General features: G+C 43.6%; 18 protein-coding genes and 1 pseudogene. 16 read left to right on the top strand and 3 right to left on the bottom strand.

The features are described from left to right. Together GC093_RS29325 and GC093_RS29320 are read left to right on the top strand one after the other, a co-directional pair. Positions 1-1,260, top strand: coding sequence for an efflux RND transporter periplasmic adaptor subunit (locus GC093_RS29325; protein ID WP_171655486.1), 1,260 nt, complete (start codon positions 1-3; stop codon positions 1,258-1,260). 36 nt (positions 1,261-1,296) lie between these two features. Beyond that, on the top strand, positions 1,297-3,690 hold the full coding sequence (locus GC093_RS29320) for an S-layer homology domain-containing protein (protein WP_171655485.1): 2,394 nt from the start codon (positions 1,297-1,299) through the stop codon (positions 3,688-3,690). Between the two features lie 330 nt (positions 3,691-4,020). Here the strand turns inward: GC093_RS29320 and GC093_RS29315 are convergent, their stop codons facing one another. Continuing rightward, the gene (locus tag GC093_RS29315; RefSeq protein ID WP_171655484.1) at positions 4,021-5,049 is read right to left on the bottom strand and encodes a LacI family DNA-binding transcriptional regulator; all 1,029 of its coding nucleotides are present in this window, start codon (positions 5,047-5,049) and stop codon (positions 4,021-4,023) included. Between the two features lie 238 nt (positions 5,050-5,287). On the opposite strand from GC093_RS29315, the gene GC093_RS29310 reads away from it, so the two are divergent. From GC093_RS29310 to GC093_RS29295, 4 genes are all read left to right on the top strand, one after another. Further along, positions 5,288-6,334: a 2,3-butanediol dehydrogenase gene (locus tag GC093_RS29310; RefSeq protein ID WP_171655483.1), complete on the top strand. Its 1,047-nt coding sequence runs from the start codon at positions 5,288-5,290 to the stop codon at positions 6,332-6,334. 968 nt (positions 6,335-7,302) lie between these two features. Continuing rightward, positions 7,303-8,013, top strand: coding sequence for a glycosyltransferase family 2 protein (locus tag GC093_RS29305; protein ID WP_312886631.1), 711 nt, complete (start codon positions 7,303-7,305; stop codon positions 8,011-8,013). Continuing rightward, positions 8,006-9,118: a DegT/DnrJ/EryC1/StrS family aminotransferase gene (locus GC093_RS29300; protein ID WP_171655482.1), complete on the top strand. Its 1,113-nt coding sequence runs from the start codon at positions 8,006-8,008 to the stop codon at positions 9,116-9,118. The genes GC093_RS29305 and GC093_RS29300 overlap by 8 nt, the downstream gene beginning before the upstream one ends. Then, complete coding sequence (locus GC093_RS29295; RefSeq protein ID WP_171655481.1) at positions 9,108-9,749, top strand: acetyltransferase; 642 nt, start codon at positions 9,108-9,110, stop codon at positions 9,747-9,749. The genes GC093_RS29300 and GC093_RS29295 overlap by 11 nt, the downstream gene beginning before the upstream one ends. A gap of 99 nt (positions 9,750-9,848) precedes the next feature. Here GC093_RS29295 and GC093_RS29290 read toward each other — a convergent pair whose 3' ends face one another. Beyond that, entirely contained in the window at positions 9,849-10,634 is a 786-nt protein-coding gene (locus GC093_RS29290; RefSeq protein ID WP_171655480.1) for a DeoR/GlpR family DNA-binding transcription regulator, read from the bottom strand. A 185-nt stretch (positions 10,635-10,819) separates the two neighbouring features. On the opposite strand from GC093_RS29290, the gene GC093_RS29285 reads away from it, so the two are divergent. The 7 genes from GC093_RS29285 (at position 10,820) to GC093_RS29255 (ending at position 20,895) form a co-directional block, all read left to right on the top strand. After that, positions 10,820-11,587 (top strand): SDR family NAD(P)-dependent oxidoreductase, encoded by a 768-nt coding sequence (locus GC093_RS29285; RefSeq protein WP_171655479.1) that lies wholly within the window; start codon positions 10,820-10,822, stop codon positions 11,585-11,587. 263 nt (positions 11,588-11,850) lie between these two features. Continuing rightward, entirely contained in the window at positions 11,851-13,410 is a 1,560-nt protein-coding gene (locus GC093_RS29280) for a type 2 periplasmic-binding domain-containing protein (protein WP_171655478.1), read from the top strand. 93 nt (positions 13,411-13,503) lie between these two features. Further along, positions 13,504-14,553, top strand: a complete 1,050-nt coding sequence (locus GC093_RS29275) for a response regulator (RefSeq protein WP_246315618.1) — start codon at positions 13,504-13,506, stop codon at positions 14,551-14,553. Then, positions 14,550-16,379, top strand: a complete 1,830-nt coding sequence (locus GC093_RS29270; RefSeq protein WP_171655476.1) for a cache domain-containing sensor histidine kinase — start codon at positions 14,550-14,552, stop codon at positions 16,377-16,379. The genes GC093_RS29275 and GC093_RS29270 overlap by 4 nt, the downstream gene beginning before the upstream one ends. Before the next feature lie 45 nt (positions 16,380-16,424). Beyond that, positions 16,425-18,230, top strand: a complete 1,806-nt coding sequence (locus GC093_RS29265) for an alpha-L-fucosidase (RefSeq protein WP_171655475.1) — start codon at positions 16,425-16,427, stop codon at positions 18,228-18,230. A gap of 808 nt (positions 18,231-19,038) precedes the next feature. Next, complete coding sequence (locus GC093_RS29260; protein WP_171655474.1) at positions 19,039-19,995, top strand: ABC transporter permease; 957 nt, start codon at positions 19,039-19,041, stop codon at positions 19,993-19,995. A gap of 72 nt (positions 19,996-20,067) precedes the next feature. After that, positions 20,068-20,895, top strand: coding sequence for a carbohydrate ABC transporter permease (locus GC093_RS29255; RefSeq protein ID WP_171655630.1), 828 nt, complete (start codon positions 20,068-20,070; stop codon positions 20,893-20,895). Between the two features lie 39 nt (positions 20,896-20,934). Here GC093_RS29255 and GC093_RS29250 read toward each other — a convergent pair whose 3' ends face one another. Beyond that, positions 20,935-21,594, bottom strand: a complete 660-nt coding sequence (locus GC093_RS29250) for an ABC transporter substrate-binding protein (protein WP_171655473.1) — start codon at positions 21,592-21,594, stop codon at positions 20,935-20,937. A 79-nt stretch (positions 21,595-21,673) separates the two neighbouring features. Between GC093_RS29250 and GC093_RS29245 the strand changes: the two are divergent. From GC093_RS29245 to GC093_RS29235, 3 genes and pseudogenes are all read left to right on the top strand, one after another. Then, positions 21,674-22,027: pseudogene (locus GC093_RS29245) on the top strand (ATP-binding cassette domain-containing protein); the annotation flags it as partial. A 132-nt stretch (positions 22,028-22,159) separates the two neighbouring features. Further along, positions 22,160-23,389 (top strand): glucuronate isomerase, encoded by a 1,230-nt coding sequence (locus GC093_RS29240; RefSeq protein ID WP_246315616.1) that lies wholly within the window; start codon positions 22,160-22,162, stop codon positions 23,387-23,389. Positions 23,390-23,536: 147 nt separating this feature from the next. Beyond that, positions 23,537-24,442, top strand: coding sequence for an ABC transporter permease (locus GC093_RS29235; protein WP_246315676.1), 906 nt, complete (start codon positions 23,537-23,539; stop codon positions 24,440-24,442). Positions 24,443-24,462 lie beyond the last annotated feature (20 nt).

Genomic DNA, 24,462 nt, shown 5'->3' with positions numbered 1-24,462 from the left:
ATGAAGAACAGTAAAAGTAAAAACGATAAATTTCTGCGTGGTGCACGGACAGCGGGCCTTCTTATTGTCATTGCGGCTGTGGCCGTAGGATGTTCAGCAGCGCCTGGAGCGGGGCAGTCGGCCGCTGAACAGCTGCAGAATAAACCAATCAAGGTAGCTAAGATTAGCTCGCAGAGTATGGGAAACCCAAGAGAGCAAGTGGCTGATGTGTTGGCCGTGAATCAGGTAGATGTTATGCCTAAGGCTGACGGTCAAGTGGTAGAGGTTGTGAAAAAGAAAGGCGACCTGGTACAAAAGGGAGACGTCATTCTTCGTATTGATACCAAGGATATTGCACTGCAAATGGAAAAGAGCCAATCCTCGTTAAACAGCGCACAGCAGGCGCTTGCGAAATCAGCCGAGGATTTGAGCAACAGCAAGACAGAGCTGCAAAATTCAGTTGCGAAATCACAAACCCAGCTCGAAAATGCACAGAAGGATTATAACAAAATGCATAATGATTATGATGCAGGTCTTGCAACGAAAAAACAGCTGGAGCAGGCAGAAACTCAGTTCAATAACGCGAGCAGAGATTTAGTGCTGTTGCAGGATAAATTGAATTCACTGGAAAGTACCAACTCGCTATCCGGACCGCAATCACAAGTAGAATCAGCTCGACTAGCTCTGCAGGATGCAGGAAATACGCTTGATAATTATGCGGTAAAATCGACAATTGACGGCGTACTCTCTGAATTGACAGCAGAAGTCGGAATGACTATTTCACGCAGCAGTAAGGTGGGCCAGGTTCAACAGACCGATAAGCTTAAAATAAAAGCGGAGCTGACAGAGTCAGCCGCTAAGCTGGCAAGAAACAAGCCGGAACTGGTTTTCTACTCTGCAAGTAATCCTTCTCAGAAGCAGAAGGCTCAGGTAACCTATTTCGCGGATATGATGAATGCTCAGACGAAGATGTACCCAATTGAACTAGAGGTAACCAATACAGATGCTTCTATCAAGCCAGGTTCCCGTGTGCAGCTTCAACTGACTAGCGAGGCAGAAGAGATGGCACTTGCAGTTCCAAGCCTGAGCATCGTAAGGGAAGGCAGTGATGCCTTCGTGTATATTCTAAAAGCCGATACCGTAGAGAAGCGTAAAGTTAAGCTGGGACGGGTTAAAGAAGCGAATCAGGAAATCTTGGAGGGTGTTAAAGCGGACGAGCAGGTCGTAGTCTCTGGTCAGCATCAGCTGAAGGATGGACAAAAAGTGCAAGTGGCGAAATAACCCTAGTATGACTAAATATTTGGGAGGAATTCTATAATGAAAAAGAGTCTATCTATTATACTATCTGCGTCTATAGCGTTCTCCATGTTTTCATCTATCGCTTTTGGCGCTAATATAGCTAAGTCTTCCGCTGATTTCACAGATTTGCAAAATTTGGACGCCGCTTCGAAAATCAAATTTGATGCGTTGATTTCAGCCGGCATATTCGATGGAGTTGGTGACAGCACTTTTGGTTTGAAGGATAAAATGAACCGGGCTCAATTCGCCAAGGCTGCAGCGCTGATCTTCGGTTTACCTGTGGATCCATCGTTGCAAATGTCCAGCTTCAGCGACGTGCTTGCGGACGATCCTGCAAACGGGTATGCACTTCCCTACATTGAAGCACTCAAAAAAGCCAATCTAACGGATGGGTTCGCAGCTAATTTATACTATCCTGCAGGTGAAGTAACTAAAGAGCAGCTTGCTGCTTTCTTAATCCGTGGTTTGAATAAGGAAGCTGAAGCTAAGGCCATTCAGGGCGTAAGTGACAATTCTGTTTCTGATTGGGCGAAAGGATATGCCGCTCTGGCTATTCAATTAAAGCTAATGGAAGATGCTGTTGACGGTACGTTTGGAGGCACCTCGGCAGCAACCCGAGAACTGCTGGTTACATCTTCTTATGAAGCAAAGCAGCAATACGTTCCGGTATCCGGGGATAATAAAAATGAGGAAGAAGCAGTCGGCAGCTTACCTGGCGAAGGACAACTATTGGCAGTCGATATGCCCAGCTATGCTTTGACAGCTAACACTCAGGCACAAGTAAAGGGCATCTTGCAGGAGAAAACATCCAGCGGTTGGCAATTGGGGGCATCTATTAAATTAACCAATACTTCAAGTTCAACAGTGCGTATACCTGATTATGAGCTTCGGCTAAAAGCATCGGACGGAACAGTTTACACGCTGAAGGCAAGCTCGGACAAGCCCGTTTCCATAGCTCCCCAAAGTAAAGTGGAATTAAGCTATATGACGGAGGTTGATAAAAATACGGACTTCCAATTGACCAATCTGCTATGGGTTGATGTCGATGATGAAGTGTATCCTAAGCAGGAGACGATACTAGCGGATGCTCCAATTGATTCGATCGTGTGGCATGGAGCCAGTGCTTCCATCCAAGACCCGTCTTTAATGGGGGCTTGGGGAGCTGCCTTCACGATTCCAGGAGAGACTTCCGCGTTGCAATATACAGCATCCAATGTAACCAAACAATTTACCGGGCAAGCTCCGACCTATAATATACAGCTTAGAGTGAAAAATACAGAGAACTACGCAACTACCGTTCCTGATTTTACTTTGAGCGGGAAAGCTGAAGGGCGTTCATTTATCGGGAAAAGAATCGAGCAGTCCGCTCCTACTCTGAATCCTGGTGAGCAAAAATATATCAATTATGCCATTGCGGCAGAACCGGATGCTCAATTGTCCGCCTTTTATGTCCTTTCAACCCATTCTTTTTTAAAGCAAGGGATGAATGCTCCAATCCAGTTCTACACAGGCAGACTTGGAGTTAATCTTCCTAGTCCGGTACAGTCCGGAGCTGGCTTACCGCAATATGAAATGGGCAAGCCTATCGCAATAGATGCATTAAGTAAAACAGTAAATCCACAAATGGAGGTAGCGCTTCAGGATCTAGATTGGTTTGAAAATGATGGACAAAGCTATAAAACAGCTGTTGCCAAGATCAAATTTACCAACAAAAGCGACAACACAATTCCTGTGCCGCAGGTAGGTGCAGAAATCGTCTCCCCTAACGGGACTTCCTATGATGGAACGGGCATCGCCAGTACTGTAAAAGACGTTCTTCCTGGAATAGGTGCAGTGGGTACGTACACGTTCATCGTTCCTAAATCGGAGGAAGCTAATCAATATACACTCCGTTTAATGGAACAGCAAGGCCAACAGGTTCAACAAGGGCAAGCAGCGGGTCAGCAAGCTGAACAAGCACAAACACAGCCAACCTACAAAATGCCGATTGCCCAAGTCAATGTAACCATGAAAACGTTGAATCAGATAGGTAAAGTATACTCGTTCTATCCGTACGAGCTGACAATGGATAACTTTAATATTACCAATTATGCTGCAAAAAATGGGGTAACCAACTCCTATGGGTATAGCTACAAGCTGGAGATGGGGCTAGACATTAAAACAACGGATGCTGTATTAGCTGATCCGTCCAATCCCAAATTACTATTCCAACTAGAAGGTCCAGACGGTAAACTTTTAGGTTCCAAAACGTATTCACTAGGTGGGGAAAACCGTCTAATGAGCGGCAACCAGTCCGTCATGTTCGACAATGCGGGAGATACCTTAGAATCGCCAGTTTCGACAAAGGTTTACGAAGTCGTTAGCACGCCGTACGGTGATGCGAGACGTTTATTAGCAACATTAAAGGATTAAGATTAAACTAAACAATAAGCAATGATCAACATACGAGCACGATAAAAAATGAGCGACATGATGTAATAAGGGTTTCAGTCTTTATATATCAAGGGTGGGTGTCCTTCGAAGGAACTCCCATTCGATCCCATCGAAAAATAGGCTTCTCATGAGTTCGGATAATCGAACTTATTGAGAAGCCTATTTCTATATGGTCTTTGTGATGACCAGATACAAACGTTTTGTAGTCACGTCCTTCACGTCCTCCTGCAGCCCCAAACGTTCTCCGATCTTATGTATGTCAGGCCGCGATTATCCAAGCTCTGCTCCTTCAATGACCTTCATTTCGTTCTATTCAATTTGCTGAGTGCTGCGAGTCCGCGCTAAGCTAGATTCTCTAACGATCAGCCTTGGATCGAACTGCACCCGCTCATAAAGACCTTTCTTCTGCTCATGTATACGCTGCAGCAGAAGCTCCGTCGCAACCTTGGCTACTTCCGCCCCCATAATTGAGACTGAGCTGATCTTAGGTGTAGTGATCTTACACAATAAATTATTATCGACTCCAACGATAGCAATATCCTCTGGTACACGAACACCCAATTCTTTGAAGCGATTCAGCAGCCCGATTGCGACCATATCATTTCCTGCATAAATCGCATCAGGCATATGAGTCAGATTGACAAAATAATCGGCTGCTTTAGCTCCTGTCTGCAGTGAGAAATCATCACCGAAATAGACTAATGATCGATCCATCTGATCTAGAGCATCTTCATAAGCAAAAAATCTTTCCTCAATGATTTCTTTTGGAGCACCTGCGTAACCAATTCTGGTTCTTCCTATACTAATTAAATGCTCCATGACTAGCTTACCCTCAGGAGTGGAGAGACTTACAATATCCGCCTTCACATCTGTATCCAATGTTTTTCCGTAGTTGATGATGGAGATTGGAAGACTGGCTTTATTGATGAGATCTTTGAATGTTTTGGGGTAAGCAAGCGGTAAAATAATTAACCCATCCACATGAAGTTTCTTCATATCACGCAGCAGTTCTAACTCTGATCTTATATTCCCTAATGTATTAATCTGAACAACACGATAGCCATAATGCTTCGCCGCTTGTTCGACGGAATAGGCTATTTCCGGTATAAAAGCATTGCGAATATCAGGTACAGCCAAAGCAATCTGTTTGGTTTGACGAAACTTCAAGTTTTGTGCAAATGAATTTGGAATAAATCCAAGTTCCTCGACTGCGTTCAGCACTTTTTCCTTTGTTTTCGGACTAATACCGTCCATATTATTAATGGCTCTAGAAACGGTTGCTATCCCAACACCCGCCCGTGCTGCTACATCCTCTATTGTAACTTTATGAGTACCCAAATCCCAGCACTTCCTATTCGATATGAAATTGTTTCCATAATTGTTTATATATTATACCTTTTAATTATAACATAACTGACTTAAATGACGAATACAGTCTTGAAAATAGGTTGTAAACATTGACAATATATCAGTGATGTGACATAGTAGGTATCGGAAACGTTTCCGAAAATAATTAAATATTTCCGTAATTAATAAAGTCATATTCGTAATTCTACATTTATAGGGGATGAAACATATGAAAGCTTTAAGATGGCATGGCCTTAAAGATTTGCGTTTAGATAACATTGAAGAACCAACCGCTCAACCAGGTAAAGTGAAAATCAAAGTCGAATGGTGCGGAATTTGCGGCAGCGACTTGCATGAATATACAGCAGGCCCAATCTTTATTCCAGAGGCGTTACCACATCCAATCACTGGAGAAAAAGCGCCTATCGTGATGGGGCATGAATTTTCCGGTAAAGTCGTAGAGGTTGGTGAGGGTGTCAAAGTAAATGTTGGTGATCGTGTCGTTGTAGAGCCGATCTATTCATGCGGTAAATGTGATGCATGTAAATCGGGTTATTATAACCTATGCTCCACAATGGGCTTCCTTGGTCTTGCGGGCGGCGGCGGCGGTTTCTCCGAATATGTGGCGGCAGAAGAATACATGGTTCACAAAATCCCGGATACCGTCTCCTATGAGCAAGGTGCACTTGTGGAACCTTCCGCAGTTGCGCTTCACGCGGTTCGTCAAAGTAAACTCAAAGTTGGCGATAAAGCTGTAGTATTCGGTGCAGGTCCAATCGGCTTGCTCGTTATTGAAGCATTGAAAGCCTCGGGCGCTTCAGAGATCTATGCGGTTGAGCTGTCTGCTGAACGGAAGCAAAAAGCGACTGAACTTGGTGCTATCGTAATTGATCCGAAACAATATGATGTTGTAGAAGAAATCCATAAACGCACGAATGGCGGTGCAGATGTCGCTTATGAGGTTACTGGTGTTCCTCCTGTTCTTACACAGGCCCTTAACTCGACGAAAGTTGGCGGCGAATTGATGATAGTAAGCATTTTCGAGAAAGAAGCGCCTATTAAACCTAATAACATCGTTATGATGGAACGAAGTGTTAAAGGGATAATCGGTTATCGCAACGTATTCCCTGCTGTTATTAGCTTGATGGCTCAAGGCTACTTCTCGGCTGAGAAGCTTGTAACGAAACGGATTAAGCTTGATGAAGCTGTTGAAGAAGGCTTTGAAGCTCTCTTGAAAGAAAAAAATCAGGTGAAAATTCTTGTAAAAGCTGAATAACAGCTGTTACTAAAGATAAGTAGCTCATGTAAATCTACTGCATTATTCAATAGAAGCGCTAGGGAGTTGTCCCTAAGGCGCTTGGTTTAAGGCGTTTACAAAGAGGATACCACTGCTTTGATTTTACTAAATGTCATTGATGGATAGCATTTGCCCTGACAGTGAATTGATTATTGCCGATAGTTAAGGTAGCATCGTAATAACCACGCCCGCCAATTGGATTACATTTATAAGCACCGGAACATCCGGTCACAATAAATTTCGTTTTTGTAAAACCGGGATAGATGTTCTTGTATAGGGGAATTGTCCAATTTGTGAAGATTTAGACGATGAGATGACTCTGGAAGTTGTGGGCGGGTTTCAAAACTGCGAAAGTGCAGCTTTTTCAATCAAAATTGACCATCTTGAGAAAAAGGATACAATTGTGCAGGAATTTTGACGAATGCATGCCTGAAGTGAAGGGTGGGAGTTGAAAGGATGCATTATCGCAGGAAACTTATACACGGATAAAAACAGACTCGTAAAAACTGTAACATCGCAGGCTTTAGATAGTTGCTGCCTTTACTCACCTGATTTTTTCTGCTTTTGGCTGCTTAATGTTATTACAGGCACGAACGCAAACTGGACGAGTTGAAAGTGGGGGAATGGCGAGCGCATCTTAATTGGATTCATATATATATATATTGAAAACAAAAAATCCGAGTTGCTGTTAATGCTCAAGTGTGGGCAGGCAGGACTCGTTTTTTTTTGCGTGCGCAGGTCGTCTATCCTCATTAGTTTACTATAAACTTGTCATCGTTCGTAGTAACGTTTGAAACGGTTGCGAGGCATCGATACGGACGTTTTTTTAAATCCATAGTCACCTGCTGAGTCCACTAGTTTTTTTATTCATATACTGATTCCATGTAAAATTATTACAGTTTAGACTATAGGCAATTATTCAGCTAGCCCATGGGAGAGTGACAGTTGTGGATGATCAACACAATATGGCAGCATTGAAATCGTCGGATTGGTATACAGAGGTTTATGAAAAGGAAAACCCGTTGGTCACCGTTTGTGTTCCAACCTATAATCGGTCTTCCTTACTTGTGAACCGCTCGTTACAATCCATTATCAATCAAACCTATAAAAATCTTGAAATTATAGTAGTGGGAGATCATTGTACAGATAATACGGAACAGCTCGTTACAGGATTAGCTGACCCTAGAATTCGTTTTGAGAATTTGCCGCAGCGAGGACAGTATCCGTCCGAACCTCATCAGAGGTGGTTGGTTGCCGGAAGTATTCCATCTAATCGGGCATTAGATATGGCTTCTGGCGACTTCATTACACATCTGGACGATGATGATGAGTTTGTGTTAGACCGTATTGAGAAGCTGGTGGACTTTGCTAAAAAAACGAGAGCTGATTTTATTTTTCATCCGTTTTTGTGCGAGGTTTATCCAGGTCATTGGAACACTAACTATGCGGAAGCGCTGGAGTGCAACAGAGTAACGACCTCTGCCATTTTTTATCATAAATGCTTTAAGCATGTTCATTGGGATCCTACCTGTTATTTGTGGAGTGAGCCTGGAGATTGGAATCGAATTCGAAGGATGGTAGCGTTAGGTGTTTTATCAGCGAGACATCCGGAATCTTTGACCAAACATTATAAAGAAGGTGGGAACAGTAATGTTTGACATCCCCTTTCTTAAGCCAAAGCTAGTTGTAAAAGAAGATTATATGGACTATTTGAAACAGATTGATGATTCGAGATCCTATAGCAATTACGGTGCATTGAATACTTTATTTGAACAGCGTCTAATTCGTGAATTGTTTAATGGTCAAGGCAGCGCTGTAACTGTCAATAACGCAACTACAGGACTTATATTGTCAATTTCTCAATTAAAACGCCGAGGTAAATATGCTTTAATGCCCAGCTTCACTTTCGCAGCAACTCCTTTGGCAGCAATGTGGTGTGGCTTGGAGCCCTATTTTATAGATGTATGTGAAAAGGATTGGTGCATGAACGAGGAGCTGCTTGAGAAAGAAATCAACCGATTGGGAGATGAAGTTGCAGTCGTCATTCCATACGCCACATTTGGAACCAACCTGGATACCACTTCCTATGAAGCGCTGCAAGATCGTGGCATCCCCGTAGTTATCGACGCGGCGGCAAGCATGGGTTCGAAGCTGACTACCCATTTTGGCCAAGGCTTTACAGGTGCTGTTGTCTATAGCTTTCATGCAACGAAGGGCTTTGGGATTGGGGAAGGCGGACTTATATACAGCAGTGACAAAGAGATGATCAACAAGGTGCGACAAGCTTCAAACTTTGGATTTAATGAAGATCGAGAATCTAAACAAATGGGGATCAACGGTAAATTATCTGAATACGCTGCGGCCATCGGGCTCGCTACACTCGAAGTATTTGAACAGAAGAAGCTCAAGCGTGAACAGGTTTTTGGCTGGTATATGGAGGGGCTTGAGCAGTTAGGGCTGATGGAGCAAGGCTGGCAGCACCAAGAAGTAAAGGGAAGCGTTGCCTATTCGTTCCTTTCTTTACTATGTCCTGAAACATACAGGAATACCCACTTCGTAGAAAGGCTAGCCTCAAGTGGAATTCAAACCCGTACTTATTTTTCCCCGTCCTGCCATCAGCAAGCTCTTTTTCAGTCCTATCCTCGAACACTTCTTCATATTACGGAACAAATTGGAAGGCGAATCATCAATTTACCTTTGTGGGAAGATATGAACCAAGGCAATGTGGAAACTATTTTACAGGGACTTTCACATGAAGGATAGCAAACTTGTCATATGGGGCTGCGGTGGGATGGGCAGGGAGGTTAATCATCTGTGTGAGCAATTGGGGTATGAAGTGGTAGGTTTTCTCGATGAGCGACCGGAAATGCGCGGACAGATGGTGGATGAGACGCCAGTGCTTGGTGACTTGCCGGATATTATGCATCTACAAGATCAATTAAAGGTAGTTTGTGCGGGTGTCGGGAGTCCCCAATTAAAGAAAAGGCTTGTTCAGAAAACTAGAGATTACGGATTTTCGTTAGCAGAAACCCTTGTGCATCCCGCGGTACAACTCTCCAGAAAAATAAATTTGGGAATCGGGTCCATAATATGTGCAGGTACCATCATAACGATCAATGTTCACATTGGTCATTTTGTTATCGTTAACAGCAGTGTGACCTTAGCCCATGATGTCAGAATCTCCGACTACGTCACCCTATCTCCCGGAGTTAATATAAGTGGAAATGTCACCGTGGAGGAAGGTGTTTTTATCGGGACTGGATCAGCTCTGGGTGAAAAAATTACAATAGGTCCTTGGTCGATGATAGGCGGAGGTGCATTTGTAAAAGACGATGTCCCTGGGGGAGTTTTATATGCCGGGGTTCCGGCTGTATATAAAAAAGATTTGATTTAATAGTGTAGGTAAAGAGTTAATTACCGATAGACGGCGAGAAGAGCAGCGAGAAGAAATTCTTCTCGCCTATTTGCTTTTCAAATGTCATAGGTCAGTGACCTATGACAGTCCTGAACCCTCTTGTCCTGTGATAACCTCGACTCCGAGTTGTTCAATATGCTGAATGATGGTTTGATCTGTTTGATGATTGGTTATCAATGTATCCATTTCAGTTAACTCGGCAAACGAGATAAGAGCTGTTCGGCCGAATTTGGTATGGTCGGCAAGTAAAACCTTTTTATGTGATGACTTAATCATCCGCTTCTTCAGCTCCGCTTCCTCCCGATGAAAAATCGATAAGCCTCTCTCCAGATCAACACCCGAGCATCCCAAAAACGCGATATCCACATTAAGCTCACTCATCATGCTCAGAGCGCTGGGGCCGATGATCGTATAGGTGCTTTTTCTGCGGTAGCCTCCGAGGATACACAGCTCGATGTCATTGCTGTCTGCGAGAGCCGTTGCGATGTTGGTATCATTCGTAATCACCGTAAGCGAACGGTGCTGCATTAATTTGGCTAGCTCCAGAGTAGTGGAGCCTGCATCCAGCAATACGACTTGTCCATCCTCTATCAGCTCGTAGGCAGCAGCAGCAATCTGTTCCTTTTCCCCATATTGTCTAGTTCTTCTTTTGTGAATAGGCAGCATGGATTCAGAATGCTCGATGACTACGGCTCCTCCATGAACCCTTTTCAAGAATCCTTTTTCCTCTAGCTTTTCCAAATCTTCACGAATAGTTTTTTCGCTAACCTGTAAAGACTTGCTAATTTCAGAAACTTTTACAGAGCCGGTGCTGTTTAAAAATTCTACAATTTTAGTATGTCGGACGTCAGATAACAGGGTCAATCAACTCCATAGTATGATTTCTAATTCAGTTCAATGGTTCGAAAAGGTATATTTATGTTTGAATATGTTCGATTTATGTGGTAGTGTAGGAGTTAAGTATAACAAAACTTACTTGCAAAAGCGATATGGGATGTAAAGAGTACCATTTGGAATGAAAACGGAATAATTCGGAAGGGGAAATTAAAATGAAAATTGATTTGAGTAATAAAGTAGCATTGGTAACTGGATCCGGAGGAGGGATTGGCCGAGCTATCGCTATAGAATTGGGCGGCTGCGGTGCCAAGGTTGTGGTTCATTATCTTGGAAATCGTGAGGGTGCTGAAGAAACGGCTAATGAAATACGCAAAGCAGGCGGGGAAGCAGCTGTTGTGCAAGCGGATTTGACTGATTTAGAGCAAATTGAAAGATTAGTAGCAGAAGCTGAGAAAGCATTTGGCAGCGGTCTTGATATTCTCGTAAATAATGCGGGTAACATGGTGGAAAGACGTAGCATTGAAAACATGACCTATGAGCTTTACAAAGAAATTATGGATGTTAATGTATTGTCCACTGTTTTTGTTACGAAGGCCGCAATTCCTGGTATGAAAGCAAGAGGAGCAGGTTCTATTATCAATATGAGCTCACTCGCAGCACACAATGGCGGCGGACCGGGATCAGGCATTTATGCTGCTTCCAAAGGGGCTGTTCTTACGCTGACCAAAAGTCTGGCGAAAGAATTGGCGCCAAATGGCATTCGAGTGAATTGTGTAGCACCAGGCTTTATTGAAGAAACGAAGTTTCATGCTACCTTTACATCTGAAGAAGGCAAACGTGCATCCATTGCGGGCATTCCGCTCGGACGCAGTGGCGTACCTCAGGATATCAGCGGGATTGTAGCTTATTTTGCATCTTCTTACAGCTCGTTTATTACAGGGGAAACATTTGAAATTAACGGTGGAAATTTCATGCGTTAAGCCGTATCGCGAAATTCCAATTTATATCATTAACTTGCAAATGAAGATAGCTTTTGTCAAGATGTTATGACAAGAGCTATTTTTATTTTTTTATGAAAGTTTTCATACAAGGGGGGACATGATGGAATTGTAATAGAGGTAATGTGTTAATACAAACACAACAACATTGTTAAAAAACACATTCCTGATCTAACAAAGGAAGAGTAAGATGTGTATATATCCAACACAACGGATAATTTCGATAAAGAATGGGGCAGAAACTAATGAAAAAAGGGATGGTTGTCACATTGGCCTTCACTTTGACAGCTGGCACCTTAGCGGGTTGCGGTGGAGAATCGAGTCAAAAGTCTGGCGATGCAGCTAAAAAAGACGAAGTACAAAAGTTCTCCATGTCAATGAGTACAAGCGGATTCAAATATGCTGAGAAAACAGCAGATGTTAACAAGGAAAAATGGGTGAATAAGCTTGAGGAGCTTTCTAAAGTAGATCTTGATCTTCGTATGATCCCTTTGAAAGATTTCGACCAAAAAATGTCTCTTATGTTTGCATCCAACGATATTCCTGATGTAGTTCAGAATGTTGGCGGCGCTACTACCAAGGGGATGTCCGGGTCGGTTGAAGCTGGCGTTTTCATGCCTTTGGATGATTTGCTCAAGCAATATGCTCCAAACATAATGAAAGCGGTCCCAAAGGAAGCGTGGCAGGAAACAAGCTTTAACGGGAAAATTTATGGTATTCCATCATGGCTTTCCAATCCTTCACGCCGTGCGACTTTCATTAGAACGGATCTGTTAGCGAAAACAGGGTTTCCTGCTCCGAAAACAGTGGATGAATTCATGACCGTGATGAGAGCACTTAAAGCGAATGGGGTTGAGAACCCTTTCCAAATGCGTGAAAACTTCAAATATGCAGATACTATCCTAGGTGCCTATGATGTACTTCCTGCTCAGTTTGAAGTAAAAGGAGATCAAGTAGTCCCTAAATTCTTCGATGTGGAGAATATGACCAAAGCGCTTCAAACCTTTAAGACTATGTTCGATGAAGGCTTGATCCCGAAAGACTTTGCATCCATCAGCTCATCCGATTACAACAAAAATATTGAAGCAGGCAAGGTAGGCATGTGGTCTGCCAATGCTCAGGGCTTGTCCGGTTACAGAAGCAAATTGAAGAACCTAGTACCAGACGGGAAAATAGAGATTATTCCATCTCCTCGCGGACCGGAAAATTTCGGCGGACATTTGCTCTACTCCAGTATTAATACTTCTTATTACATTAATAATAAAGTATCGAAGGAAAAAGCAATCCGTATTATTCAATTTTTTGAATGGATGCTAACACCGGAAGCAGAGAAATACTTCTCTTTCGGAATTGAAGGCGAGACTTATACCATGGATAATGGCAAAGTTAAATTCACGCCTCCAACTGCAACTGAGGCAATTGAAGAGGATCAATTCCGTGGTATGTTCTGGTTTGTACACGATACAGTCTATAACAAAGCCAAAGAAGAGATGACAGCGGACGGACGCGACATGATCAAGTATTTTGATACGGTTGTTTCCAAAGAAGGTTTGGGTTCCATCCGTTTTGTGCCGGCACTTGAATCATACTCGAAATACCCTGACGTAGCACCTCAAGGTGATGACGTTGGACCTAAATTGATCATCGACCATATGGTCAAAATGATCTACGGCAAGGAACCGATTTCAGACTGGCCGAAAGTCATTGAGGAATACAAAAATAAAGGCGGTAACGATATCCTGAAAGAAGCTACTGAGCGTTATAAGAAAGGCAATGGAGCTATCGTTACTAAAAACATAAATTAATTCAAAGAAATAGAAAAAGGATTTGTTCCTGCAAGCGCGGACAAATCCTTTTTTTGAGCGTATAATTAGAAAGGATAGGCTATAATTCTAGCGATGACAAACGTGAAGGGTGGAGGCTGGAACAACATGAGATTGTTAATAGTAGATGATGAACCGGTAATTCGCAGCGGCTTGATGATGATGGCACAAAGCTATACCCATAAATTCCAACAAATCGAAACCGCAGTAAACGGTGTTGATGCGCTGGAGCGAATTATTCAGTTTGAACCAGACCTGCTGCTGACTGATATCCGCATGCCCAAAATGGACGGCTTGGAGCTTTGCAGGAAAGTACATGAAAGCTATCCCCACATTCTGAAGGTTGTTGTTTCGGGGTATAGTGATTTTGATTATGCGCAAAAGTGCCTGTCGTATGGAGTCAAGCACTACTTGCTAAAACCAGTTACACCGCCGGATTTGCATGATGTATTCGATATCATTATGAGATCCCAGTCAGAGGGCTATATTCCGGTATCCCGTTATGTGGATTGGGTTGAACGGATAGAACATAGTATTTGGTCACTTCAAGAGGATGAAATGTCTAAGATTATGGTTGAATGGAGAGAGCATTGCTCCCATTTATCCGCATCGCAGCTAAAGGATCAGCTGAAGGATGCAGCCGTACTGCTGCAAAAACACTTTCAGGAGAAGAACCGTCCGCTCAACACCGATTTAACAGAAGCCTTCAGCTCTTCTAGCAAAGCCGATCTTTTAAAGGAATTCGAGGAAAGGCTGCAAACGGTTATGACGGATATTTTGGCTGTGCGGCGGGGCAACTTTAAGGATCCGATGGAGGAAGCCAAGGCCTATATTGACAATAATTTGTCCGTCGATATTTCCTTAAAGGAAGTAGCGGATATGATAGGTATTACCCCGAATTATTTCAGTACATTGTTCAAAAGAATGAGCAACGAAACGTTCGTAAGTTACCGGATTAATAAGAGAATGGACAAGGCTCGTGAACTGCTGTCCATTCCCCATAAGCGTACGGTGGATATAGCGGCAGAGGTAGGGTATGATGATTACCCGCATTTCACGAAAACATTTAAGAAAATCTTTGGTATTTCACCTTCAGAATACCGGGCTTCGTTGGGGATCAAATGAGAAAGCTTAATTTATACCCGAAGCTGTTTCTTTCCTACTTGATTGTCATTATGATTTCTTTGACTAGCGTTGGTGTTTTTTCATATTGGACTTCATCCCGCGAGCTTGACCAGATTGTGGAGAACCAGCTGTCACAGGTGGTAGGCAATGCAGTTCACCATACAGACCTATATATTCGTAATTACGAGCGATCCATGGTGTCGTTATTGAACAGTAGCTATGTTAAGCGTTTCATTGATCTTCCCCAGGAAGAAACAGGGTATCCCTATTACGAACTGCGTAAGCTCATTAAGGAGCTTCTAATTGAGCCTGCGTTTGGCCGTAATCCGGAGATTGCCGATATTTTTATGATTAGCGCTGCTAATAATGCCATGTATTTTTATAATGATTCGAACGGCGAATCTTTCAATAAGCTGCAAATTCAACAACAATTGGATTTCTACAAAGCCAATACGGATATTGAGGGAAGCTTGAGTGTACTTAATCACAGCATCCTGGCAGGACAACAGAATATGATGGTAACCCTTGTTCGACAGATACGTGGACTTTCCTCTACAGAGCCCAAAGGGATTCTTGCAGTCGAATTGCGAGCGGCGGAGCTTTCGGAGCTGTGGAAGGGCATTGATTTGGGTGAAAATGGATACTTCTTCATAGCCGATGAGAATGGAAAATATGTGTACCACCCAGATAAAAACAGGATAGCCACAAGTTTACCCGACCAGATTCAAAGCCAGGTGCTGGAGGCGGGCACTAATGCGTTTATAGGTGTTATTGACAATAAGCAGCAGATGTTTATGAGCCGCCGCTCTAATTATGGCAATTGGAGGCTAGTAGTATCCATGTCGGTAGAAGAGCTGCGCAAACCGAGCGATACCATCCGGACAACGACGATCATCATCGGATGCTTAACACTTGGTATTGCTCTATGGTTAGCCTTCAGGTTCGGAAGATCGATCACTGGCCCTATACGCATCTTGAAAGGAGCTATGCGTCAGACGGAGCAAGGGAAGTGGATCACCATTCCGCTACCGGAATATCGAGACGAGATCTCAGAACTGATGAGTCGCTACAATCTCATGGTGACCCGGCTTTCGGAGCTGGTAGATAAGGTCTACCAAGCCGAGTTAAGTGATCAGAAGAGCCAGATGGAGCGGCAAAAGGCAGAGCTGCAATCATTGCAGCTGCAGATCAATCCTCATTTTTTGTACAATACACTGGAAACCATCGTGTGTTATGCAGTAATTAGGGATTCCAAGGAAATTTATGAAATCGTCAAAGCTCTTGCGTATATGCTGCGTTACTCCGTACAAACCAACTTGGAACAAATAACGGTGGCTAATGAATTAAAGCACGTCATGTTCTATCTGGTGGTGCTTAAGCATCGCATCGGGCGGGAATTTGAGGTAGACGTTGCTATTCATCCCGATTATTTGCTTCATGATATGGTCCGGCTGACGCTGCAGCCGTTGATTGAAAATGCTTTTCAGCATGCCTTTGCAGACGGGGTAGAGGATTATCATTTTATTCGAATCGATGCTGGCGAGGACAAGGATACATTCTGGATTAGCGTCGAGGACAATGGTCTTGGCATCCAAGAGACGAGGCTGGAGGAGCTGCGCGAGAAGCTCGGCACCAATCAGCTCGCAGATAAGGAGAAGGAGAACGGCTCTTCCCGAGGGATTGGCGGCATTGGTATTGTCAACGTTCACAGGAGGATTCAGATGGTGTTCGGTGAGCAATATGGCTTGCAGATCGAGAGCCAGGTGGACAAAGGAACGAAACTGACTATGATCATGCCTGCTTCACATCGAGGTAAAGAAGGTTGATGAGGTAAGCGGTTGATCTACGAAAACTCTGGGGGAGGAAAATAAATGCCGGAACAAGAAGATCTAATGGACAATGCAGGGCATAGCGAGCAGGAAGGTGTGCCTGCACACTCAATAAGAGCAGATCATGATGCCCGAATGGCTTGGTGGAGAGAAGCCAGAGTTGGATTGTTTATTCATTGGGGCTTATATTCGCTTCAGGGCGGTTTCTGGAAAGGGGAAGAGGTACAAGCCTCCTATGCGGAGCATTTGATGCTTCGGGCAAAAATTCCTGTACAGCAATATGAAGAAATTGCTTCCGAATTTCGGGCGGAACGCTTTGAAGCTCGCCAATGGGCTCGGTTGGCGAAGCAGGCGGGGCTCCAATATTTGATTTATACAGCCAAGCATCATGATGGCTTCGCCATGTACGATTCGGATGTGTCGGACTATAATATTGTGCAGCGTTCGCCATTTGGTCGCGATCCGCTTCGAGAGCTGGCTGAAGCATGTCGTGAGGAAGGTGTGAAGCTGTGTATTTATTATTCCCATTCGATGGATTGGCATCATCCCGACTCACAAGGAAACACATGGGATTTCCCGGATAACATAGGTGCTTATGACGATGTGGAATCATGGATCAACAATGAAGATAAACGAACCCGTTACGAAAATTATTTGAGCACCCTTGCACTTCCTCAGGTGAAGGAGTTATTGGAAAAATATGGGGATATAGGTCTGGTTTGGTTTGACTGCGGCCATAAGATAACGGCTGAACAGGGTACAGCTTTTGTGGAACAAGTTCGCGAGGTGCAACCGAATTGTTTGATTAACCGACGTGTTTGGCTTGAACCCTATGGGGATTATGGCAACTCTTCTGATAATCAGCCGCATGTACGGGTTCCACGTGAGGACTGGGAGTCAATCGCCACCTTCAATGATTCCTGGGGCTACAAGGCTACAGACCATAATTGGAAGACGGCTGAAGTGGTGCTGCGGCAAATGATTGACGTGCTCAGCCTTAACGGTAATTTTGTCATTAATGTTGGACCGACGGGGGATGGAGCCTTTGATCCCAAATCCATTGAATTGCTGGAGCAAATAGGAGCATGGATGCAGATCAACAGTGATGCTGTATACGGTACTCGTAAAAGTCCAATAGGTAAGCCTCCTTGGGGAAGATGCACGATAAAAGACAATACCTTGTACCTTCACATCTTCGAATGGCCGAAGTCCGGGAAACTGGTTGTGCCCGGTCTGCGCAACGCTGTTTTGAAAGCTTACGCGCTTGCAGATACAGAACACAGAGCCCTGCCGGTACATCGTCTAAGCGAAGATGATATGGTTATCGATGTTCCGCAAGAGCTTATGTCTTTGACTATTCCTGTGGTTGCTGTAGAGTTTGAAGGCGCTTGCGATGCCAGCTCGGTTTCTCTGTTGTACACGCAGGACTATCCGAATAAATTCGGTGCGTTCGACGCTGATATTGCAGGTCCAACCTTACGTTATGATACAGGGAAAAAGGACCGTGACAACCTTATTAATTGGAGAAGCTTAGACGATGAGGCTTCATGGAAATTCCGCAGCAATGGTAGGGGTATTTGGAAGGTAGCTCTAGAATATGGGGCGGATGATAAGAACGCAGCAGGAGGCTGCTACGAGCTATCTGTTTATTCTAAAAGCACAGGTGAGAGTGTAGCGCGTATTCTAGGACAAGTTTGCTCTACGGGCGACTGGTATGCCTTTGATACTGTTGATATTGGTAGCTTTACTATTCCTCATGCGGGAGAATATCTGTTGAAGCTCAAGGCTACGGCTATTGAAGGCGATTCGTTGATGTGTTTGAAAAGAATTGTATTGGAAGCAAATTAAAGTCAGGAATGAAGACTGCTTACATGGCGTATACAAAAACGAAGAGATATCCTAAGGAATGAAGAATAAGCGAGCACGCTCCCTTACTTACATGAGTGCTTAGCTTAGTAACGTCCCCCGTGATCAGGGGGAGTGTTAAACGGATGGCTTTGAAGTTGCTATGAGCCCTGAAGGGGTTGAATGGAACAGAGATTTCCGTTATTTCCGCAATCGCCTCCAATTAGAGGAGATAGCGGAAGTCGGAATTCCGCTATCAGGGGCAAAATAGGAGCGTAATGCACAAAAACAGAGAGATAAAGGAACTAGCTGTTCCTTTATCTCTCTGTTTTTGTGCATTCCAGCTGATAAAGGAACAAGTACTTCCGCTATTGTCCTTCGCTTCCATGGATGCAGCTAGGTTATTTAATAGGATAACGGATGTCCTCTCAAACTCAGCTTCTGAGATCGAATACGTATATACCAGATTAGCGAAGTATGTCTGAGTGATATAGGCATGTCACGGCTCAGCTTTGAAGCTGAATGTAAACGGAATTCTGAAAAAGGGAACGTAGTTGTGAAAAACGGATCGAAGACCGGTCAGGGAAGAATGGTCAGTTAGCACAGAGTAGAACAAGAGAGGTTATAGGTGTGGGTGGAGAAGCTTCAGCATCCGCCATAACTGCTCATGTTACCACTGCTGCAAGCTGTAGTTCTATCGCTGCATTGTTAAAAAACACATGTAGAATTGAAGTTTCTCCATGGTTTCGTAAAGGGGCTCATAGTATGATGAAACCATAAAACTTCAGGCATAAAGAAAGGAAAGACAATCATGGCGTCAAAAACGGATTCTTCTGGACAAACTTTATACACGTTTACATCGAAAAAGGCGAAAAGAGCGTTTGTTATTAAACATTGGCCTTTGTATTTGATTTCTATTCCAGGGCTTTTTTATTTTGTCATTTTTAAATATATTCCTTTGTTGGGATCATCCATTGCTTTTCAAAACTATAACATTTTTAAAGGGATAACGGGCAGCCCATGGGTTGGTTTTGAACACTTTAAACGGATGTTCGCTTATGAGGAATTTCTCGTTATATTAAAAAATACATTGCTTATCGGGATGTATGATCTGGTGTTTGCATTTCCGATACCGATTATACTGGCACTTCTGTTAAACGAAATTCGTTTCACTGGCTACAAGAGAGCTTTACAAACGATCATCTACATGCCGCATTTTCTTTCCTGGGTCATTGTAGGCGGGATTATCATCGGGTTACTTTCACCCACTACAGGGATAGTTAACCATATTCTAGGCCTCTTTAACATTGAACCTATCTATTTCCTTGGGGAAAACAGCTATATTCGTTCGATTCTGATTAGCTCAGGCATTTGGAAGGATAGCGGATGGGGCACAATTATTTATTTGGCTGCTATTGCGGGTATTAATCCAGATCTATATGAGGCAGCTGAAATCGATGGAGCAGGCAAGTTTCGCCAAGTCATGTCGATTACCCTGCCTTCGATCCTTCCTACGATAACTATTTTGTTCTTGCTGCACATTGGAAGCTTTTTAGATTTTGGCTTTGAACGCGTTTATGTATTTTTAAACTCGCTTAACAGTGAGAATGGTCAAATTCTGGATACTTACGTTTATCGTGCCGGTCTTCTTGATCGTCAGTATAGCTATACAACAGCAATTGGACTTTTCAAATCGGTTATTGGTTTATTGCTCATTATGCTGGGTAACACGCTGAGTAAAAAAACGACTGGAAACGGTCTATACTAACTTAATTTCAGGCAAAAGGAGGTAAAAAACGTGATTTTAACTAAAGGACAGCGTGCATTCCAACTATTTAATATGATTTTTCTGCTCGTTATCGGACTCACCATGGTTCTTCCAATCCTGAACGTGATTGCACAATCCTTCAGTAACGCAGGTTCGATTAACAGTGGAACGGTTGGGCTATGGCCAGTAGGTTTTACTCTTGAAAACTATCATATGATTTTGAAGGATCCTTCCATCTGGGTCTCTTTCCGAAATAGTGTCATAATCACCGTGTTTGGTACATTAATTAATTTGACGGCAACGGCAAGCTTAGCCTATCCGTTGTCCCGTGCCGAATATATTTACAGAAAACCGGCGCTGTTACTAGTGTTGTTTACGATGATTTTCCATGCACCTCTTATTCCGAATTACCTGCTGCTAAAAAATCTGCATATGCTCGATACTTTGTGGGTATTGATAATTCCAGGCGCAATTAGTGCCTATAACTTATTCGTTATGCGGTCTTTCTTCATGAATTTGCCGACGGAGATGTTTGACTCTGCCAAAATGGACGGATGTGGCGAGTTCCGTATGATTTGGAGTGTTGTTCTTCCGTTATCCAAGCCGGTTATGGCGACGATGGGGATCATGTACGCAGTCGGGAATTGGAATATGTATTCCCAAGCTATTTACTACATCAGCAGCAGATCTTTGATCCCCCTACAGGTACGGTTGCGTGAAATAGTAATCACGGACAACTTGGGTTCAGCTGACGTATCCTCCGAATTGCTGCTGTCCGTTTCACCAGAAGGACTGAAAATGGCGGTAATCGTTGTTGCAACCATTCCGATTATGCTAGTATATCCGTTCCTTCAAAAGCACTTCATTAAAGGTATGATGGTCGGATCTATTAAATCCTAATTGCTCGTTCGAGTTAGGAAGCAATTGTTTGAACTTAAATCAACGCACCATTAGGTTGATAAGCTTAGTAATGATCTGGTTTCTCCCAAGCGGAGTCCAGCTTGATTGTAGCCAATTAGGGATGAAATGTGCTTTATAGTTAACCACTGCAGAAATGGACTTCCACGATTGAGTTCGCTCTAGCTTGGCTAGTACAGCTTCAACGTCCGGATGTCCTAAATACTTGATAATAAACAGATGATCGGATTCCATTGTTGGAAATTGTTCCGGAAGTAATTCATCCCTCATTTTATTAAATGGGACAGCATTACCTGGATGAAGCCTGCGCTCTGAATATAGCAGTTCGTTTAATGGGTGATTGACTACGCCTTGAATCCTTATACCTTGCGGTAATATCTGCATCAGAGTTACACTTTCATTTCCTAGAACTTCACTCAATATATCACGGGCCTCCAAGGTTCTTTCATCTAATTGATGGAACGTTTGGATGGCCTCTTTTTCTCGTCCTACGAGTTCGGCGATATTCATATGAATAATACGCCAATCCAAATGATGATCCAAAATGACCGTAGGGGCAATCTGCTTTAAGGATTCGTAGAGAGGCTGATGAAAATAATCGCCGATTATTAGATCGGGCTTTACAAGCCGCAATTGTTCCAGCTGCGAGGTTAACCGTCGATTGTACTCAGCGTCATCCATCTATGGATATCTGTAACAATCGACCCCAGCTGCCACAACCATACTGATAGAAGCAAGGTTGTCTTGAAAGCAGGTACGAGAGGCAGTAGCTACTCTGGATATGGCACATCAAGTAGAAATATTGGACTTGCTTTATGATTTGAACCAGAATGAACAGCGTACCATTGTGATGGTGCTGTATGATTTGAATTTAGCTTGTCGGTACGCTCACCATATTATCGCAGTCCACAACAAGGGGATTCATTCTCAAGGCTTGCCGGAGTATATCGTAACCAAGGAGATGATTCGCGAGGTATACGGTATGGAATGTGAGATTGGAACGGATATGCTATTCGGAACGCCGGTGTGTATCCCGCATGGGAAAGGAAGGAAGATATCCGCCAAGACGGGAAGTCCGAATAATCTTGATTTAACTTCCAGCGTATCCTACTAACGAGGCTGTCCATTAAGTCTATGACTTACTGGATAGCCTTGTTCCTTTTAATATAACAGCGTAAATGATGACAAGTCACCGTAAATTATTCAATTCAGCTCTGCTCAATTTTTAGTTAAGATGAATAAGCGGATGAATGAAACCAAAGAGAACCAACGGAGAGGAAGAGAGCTTATGTCTCAGCATAGGGAACCATTTATGAAGGAAGTTGCCGGATTGCCTGTATTAGATACCCACACACATCTGGTAGGAGATCGACTTTGCGCAAAAGATTTTTGGGAGATAGCCCATTACTTTTGGTTTTTCCGTGAGCTTCAAGCAGCAGGCTACCCTGCGGATGCGATGGATTTGCCGGAGGAAGAAAGAATCATTCAGTTTCTTGCCGCCTATCGGGCTACAAGAAATACTTTGATGAACTGGGTCGTTACGAATCTGTTCCAAACACTTTATGACATAGAACTGTCGGATGAAGCTGCAGTTCGCCGAGCCGATGCTGCTGTACGTGAATCAAGTCAGCGTGATGGCTGGGCTCAACAAGTAGCGGATAAGCTGCAAATTCGCGGATTTGTCGTTAATATACCGGAGCATGCTGAATTTCAAGGGATGAATCGAAATGCGCTGCTCATTCCGCGTATCGACGGAAGACTGGGCGAATGGGTCAAGAGCATTCATCAAGCCGAGGATCCTTCTGCTGTGTTTGAGGAAATGTGCGCAGTTATTAGCAAGCTGTTGGATGACTATCAGCAGTTAGGCTGCACCGGAATAATGACTACCCTTCCTGCATACGAGGCTAGAGCCAATGAATCCTATCCATTAACACGCGGCATTACTAAGGATCAGATCATGATGAGGTTGCTTCATAAGATTTGCGAAGAGCTTGAAAGTAAGGGGATGTTCCTGCAATTATTTCTTGGCGTAGAGCGCTCTTGGTGCGGTACTGCGGTTCCGGTCAACGATCCGGCGCGCATTCTTAAGCTAACTGGACTTTTTGAGAGGTACAGCTGTAAGTTCGAGTTAGTTGTGGCTTCAGAAATTAACAATCTCGATGTAGTTCAGGCGGCATGGAACTTTCCCAATGTTCATCTGGGAGGCTTGTGGTGGTTTAATTTCCGCGCGAGTACATACCGTGACTGCATGCAGTACCGATCCGAAGCGCTCCCGGGCATCAAATGCTCACTAATCGCCTCGGACGCACGGTGCATCGAATGGAGCTATGGGAAAATATTGCTAGTAAAGCGGCTTATGGGCGAATATCTGTATGAGCAGGTAGAAGCCGGCTGGTTAGACCGGGATACTGCGCTGCAGCTTGCGGAAGCGTGGCTGTATAAAAGCGCGGCGCAAAGGTATGCTTTTACAACATAAAAAAACACAATCCGGCTGCAACTATTTCCATGGAATCATGAGCCTCTGCATCGTATGATTATACAAGGAAGATGAAACTGGAAGGTGAGGAAATTTATGGGCAATAAAACAGAGGCAACCAAGCAAGCATACGGGCTTTCAGCCCGTATGTCCAAGAAGCCGCTAGTGCTGCCGAAAAACTGGGTGCTTTACTTGATTTCGGTTCCAGGCCTATTTTACTTCATTATTTTCAAATATATACCGTTGATGGGCTCGGTCATTGCATTTCAGAATTATAACATCTTTAAGGGGATTTCCGGCAGTCCATGGGCGGGTCTTGAGCATTTTCGGCGGATGTTCGCTTATGATGAGTTTCTGACCATTTTGAGAAATACAATTTTGATTGGCTTGTATGATTTAGTGTTCGCATTTCCGGTACCTATTATATTGGCTTTGCTACTAAATGAGCTTCGGATCGTTATATTCAAACGCGTTGTGCAGACAGTTGTGTATATGCCACATTTCCTGTCCTGGGTAATTGTAGGCGGGATTCTAGTAGGTTTACTTTCACCGACAACTGGATTTGTCAATCATGTACTGGGGACGTTCGGAATCGAACCGATCTATTTCTTGGGAGATAACGAATATATCCGAAGTATTCTAGTAGGAGCAGGAGTCTGGAAGGATAGCGGCTGGGGAACGATTATTTATTTGGCAGCCATAGCCGGGATCAATCCGGACTTGTATGAGGCTGCTGTTATCGACGGAGCTGGGCGGCTGAGGCAGACTTTTTCCATTACAATACCGAGCATTATGTCAACGATTACAATCCTGTTTTTGCTGCATATCGGAAATTTTTTGGATTTCGGTTTTGAAAGGGTTTTCATATTTTTAAATCCTTTGAACAGTGAGAATGGAGAAATCATTGATACTTACGTGTTTCGAGCGGGTTTAGTAGATCGACAGTACAGCTATACGACAGCTATCGGGCTGTTCAAGTCGCTAGTCGGGTTCATGCTTATCGCCATTGGCAATACGCTGAGTAAGAAAGTGAACGGTGACGGGCTATATTAAGGATGCTTAGGAGGTGAACC

The organism is Paenibacillus foliorum, from assembly GCF_013141765.1.
Taxonomy (GTDB): Bacteria; Bacillota; Bacilli; order Paenibacillales; family NBRC-103111; genus Paenibacillus_S; species Paenibacillus_S foliorum.
Note: the sequence above shows the minus strand (reverse complement) of the source record. Positions and strands in the feature narration are given on the sequence as shown.

Excerpts from the sequence above, each read along its gene's own strand:
- GC093_RS29325 (WP_171655486.1), top strand. The coding sequence starts at position 1 with ATGAAGAACAGTAAAAGTAAAAACGATAAATTTCTGCGTGGTGCACGG.
- GC093_RS29320 (WP_171655485.1), top strand. The coding sequence starts at position 1,297 with ATGAAAAAGAGTCTATCTATTATACTATCTGCGTCTATAGCGTTCTCC.
- GC093_RS29310 (WP_171655483.1), top strand. The coding sequence starts at position 5,288 with ATGAAAGCTTTAAGATGGCATGGCCTTAAAGATTTGCGTTTAGATAAC.
- GC093_RS29300 (WP_171655482.1), top strand. The coding sequence starts at position 8,006 with ATGTTTGACATCCCCTTTCTTAAGCCAAAGCTAGTTGTAAAAGAAGAT.
- GC093_RS29295 (WP_171655481.1), top strand. The coding sequence starts at position 9,108 with ATGAAGGATAGCAAACTTGTCATATGGGGCTGCGGTGGGATGGGCAGG.
- GC093_RS29285 (WP_171655479.1), top strand. The coding sequence starts at position 10,820 with ATGAAAATTGATTTGAGTAATAAAGTAGCATTGGTAACTGGATCCGGA.
- GC093_RS29280 (WP_171655478.1), top strand. The coding sequence starts at position 11,851 with ATGAAAAAAGGGATGGTTGTCACATTGGCCTTCACTTTGACAGCTGGC.
- GC093_RS29275 (WP_246315618.1), top strand. The coding sequence starts at position 13,504 with ATGACAAACGTGAAGGGTGGAGGCTGGAACAACATGAGATTGTTAATA.
- GC093_RS29270 (WP_171655476.1), top strand. The coding sequence starts at position 14,550 with ATGAGAAAGCTTAATTTATACCCGAAGCTGTTTCTTTCCTACTTGATT.
- GC093_RS29265 (WP_171655475.1), top strand. The coding sequence starts at position 16,425 with ATGCCGGAACAAGAAGATCTAATGGACAATGCAGGGCATAGCGAGCAG.
- GC093_RS29260 (WP_171655474.1), top strand. The coding sequence starts at position 19,039 with ATGGCGTCAAAAACGGATTCTTCTGGACAAACTTTATACACGTTTACA.
- GC093_RS29255 (WP_171655630.1), top strand. The coding sequence starts at position 20,068 with ATGATTTTTCTGCTCGTTATCGGACTCACCATGGTTCTTCCAATCCTG.
- GC093_RS29250 (WP_171655473.1), bottom strand. The coding sequence starts at position 21,594 with ATGGATGACGCTGAGTACAATCGACGGTTAACCTCGCAGCTGGAACAA.
- GC093_RS29240 (WP_246315616.1), top strand. The coding sequence starts at position 22,160 with ATGAATGAAACCAAAGAGAACCAACGGAGAGGAAGAGAGCTTATGTCT.
- GC093_RS29235 (WP_246315676.1), top strand. The coding sequence starts at position 23,537 with ATGTCCAAGAAGCCGCTAGTGCTGCCGAAAAACTGGGTGCTTTACTTG.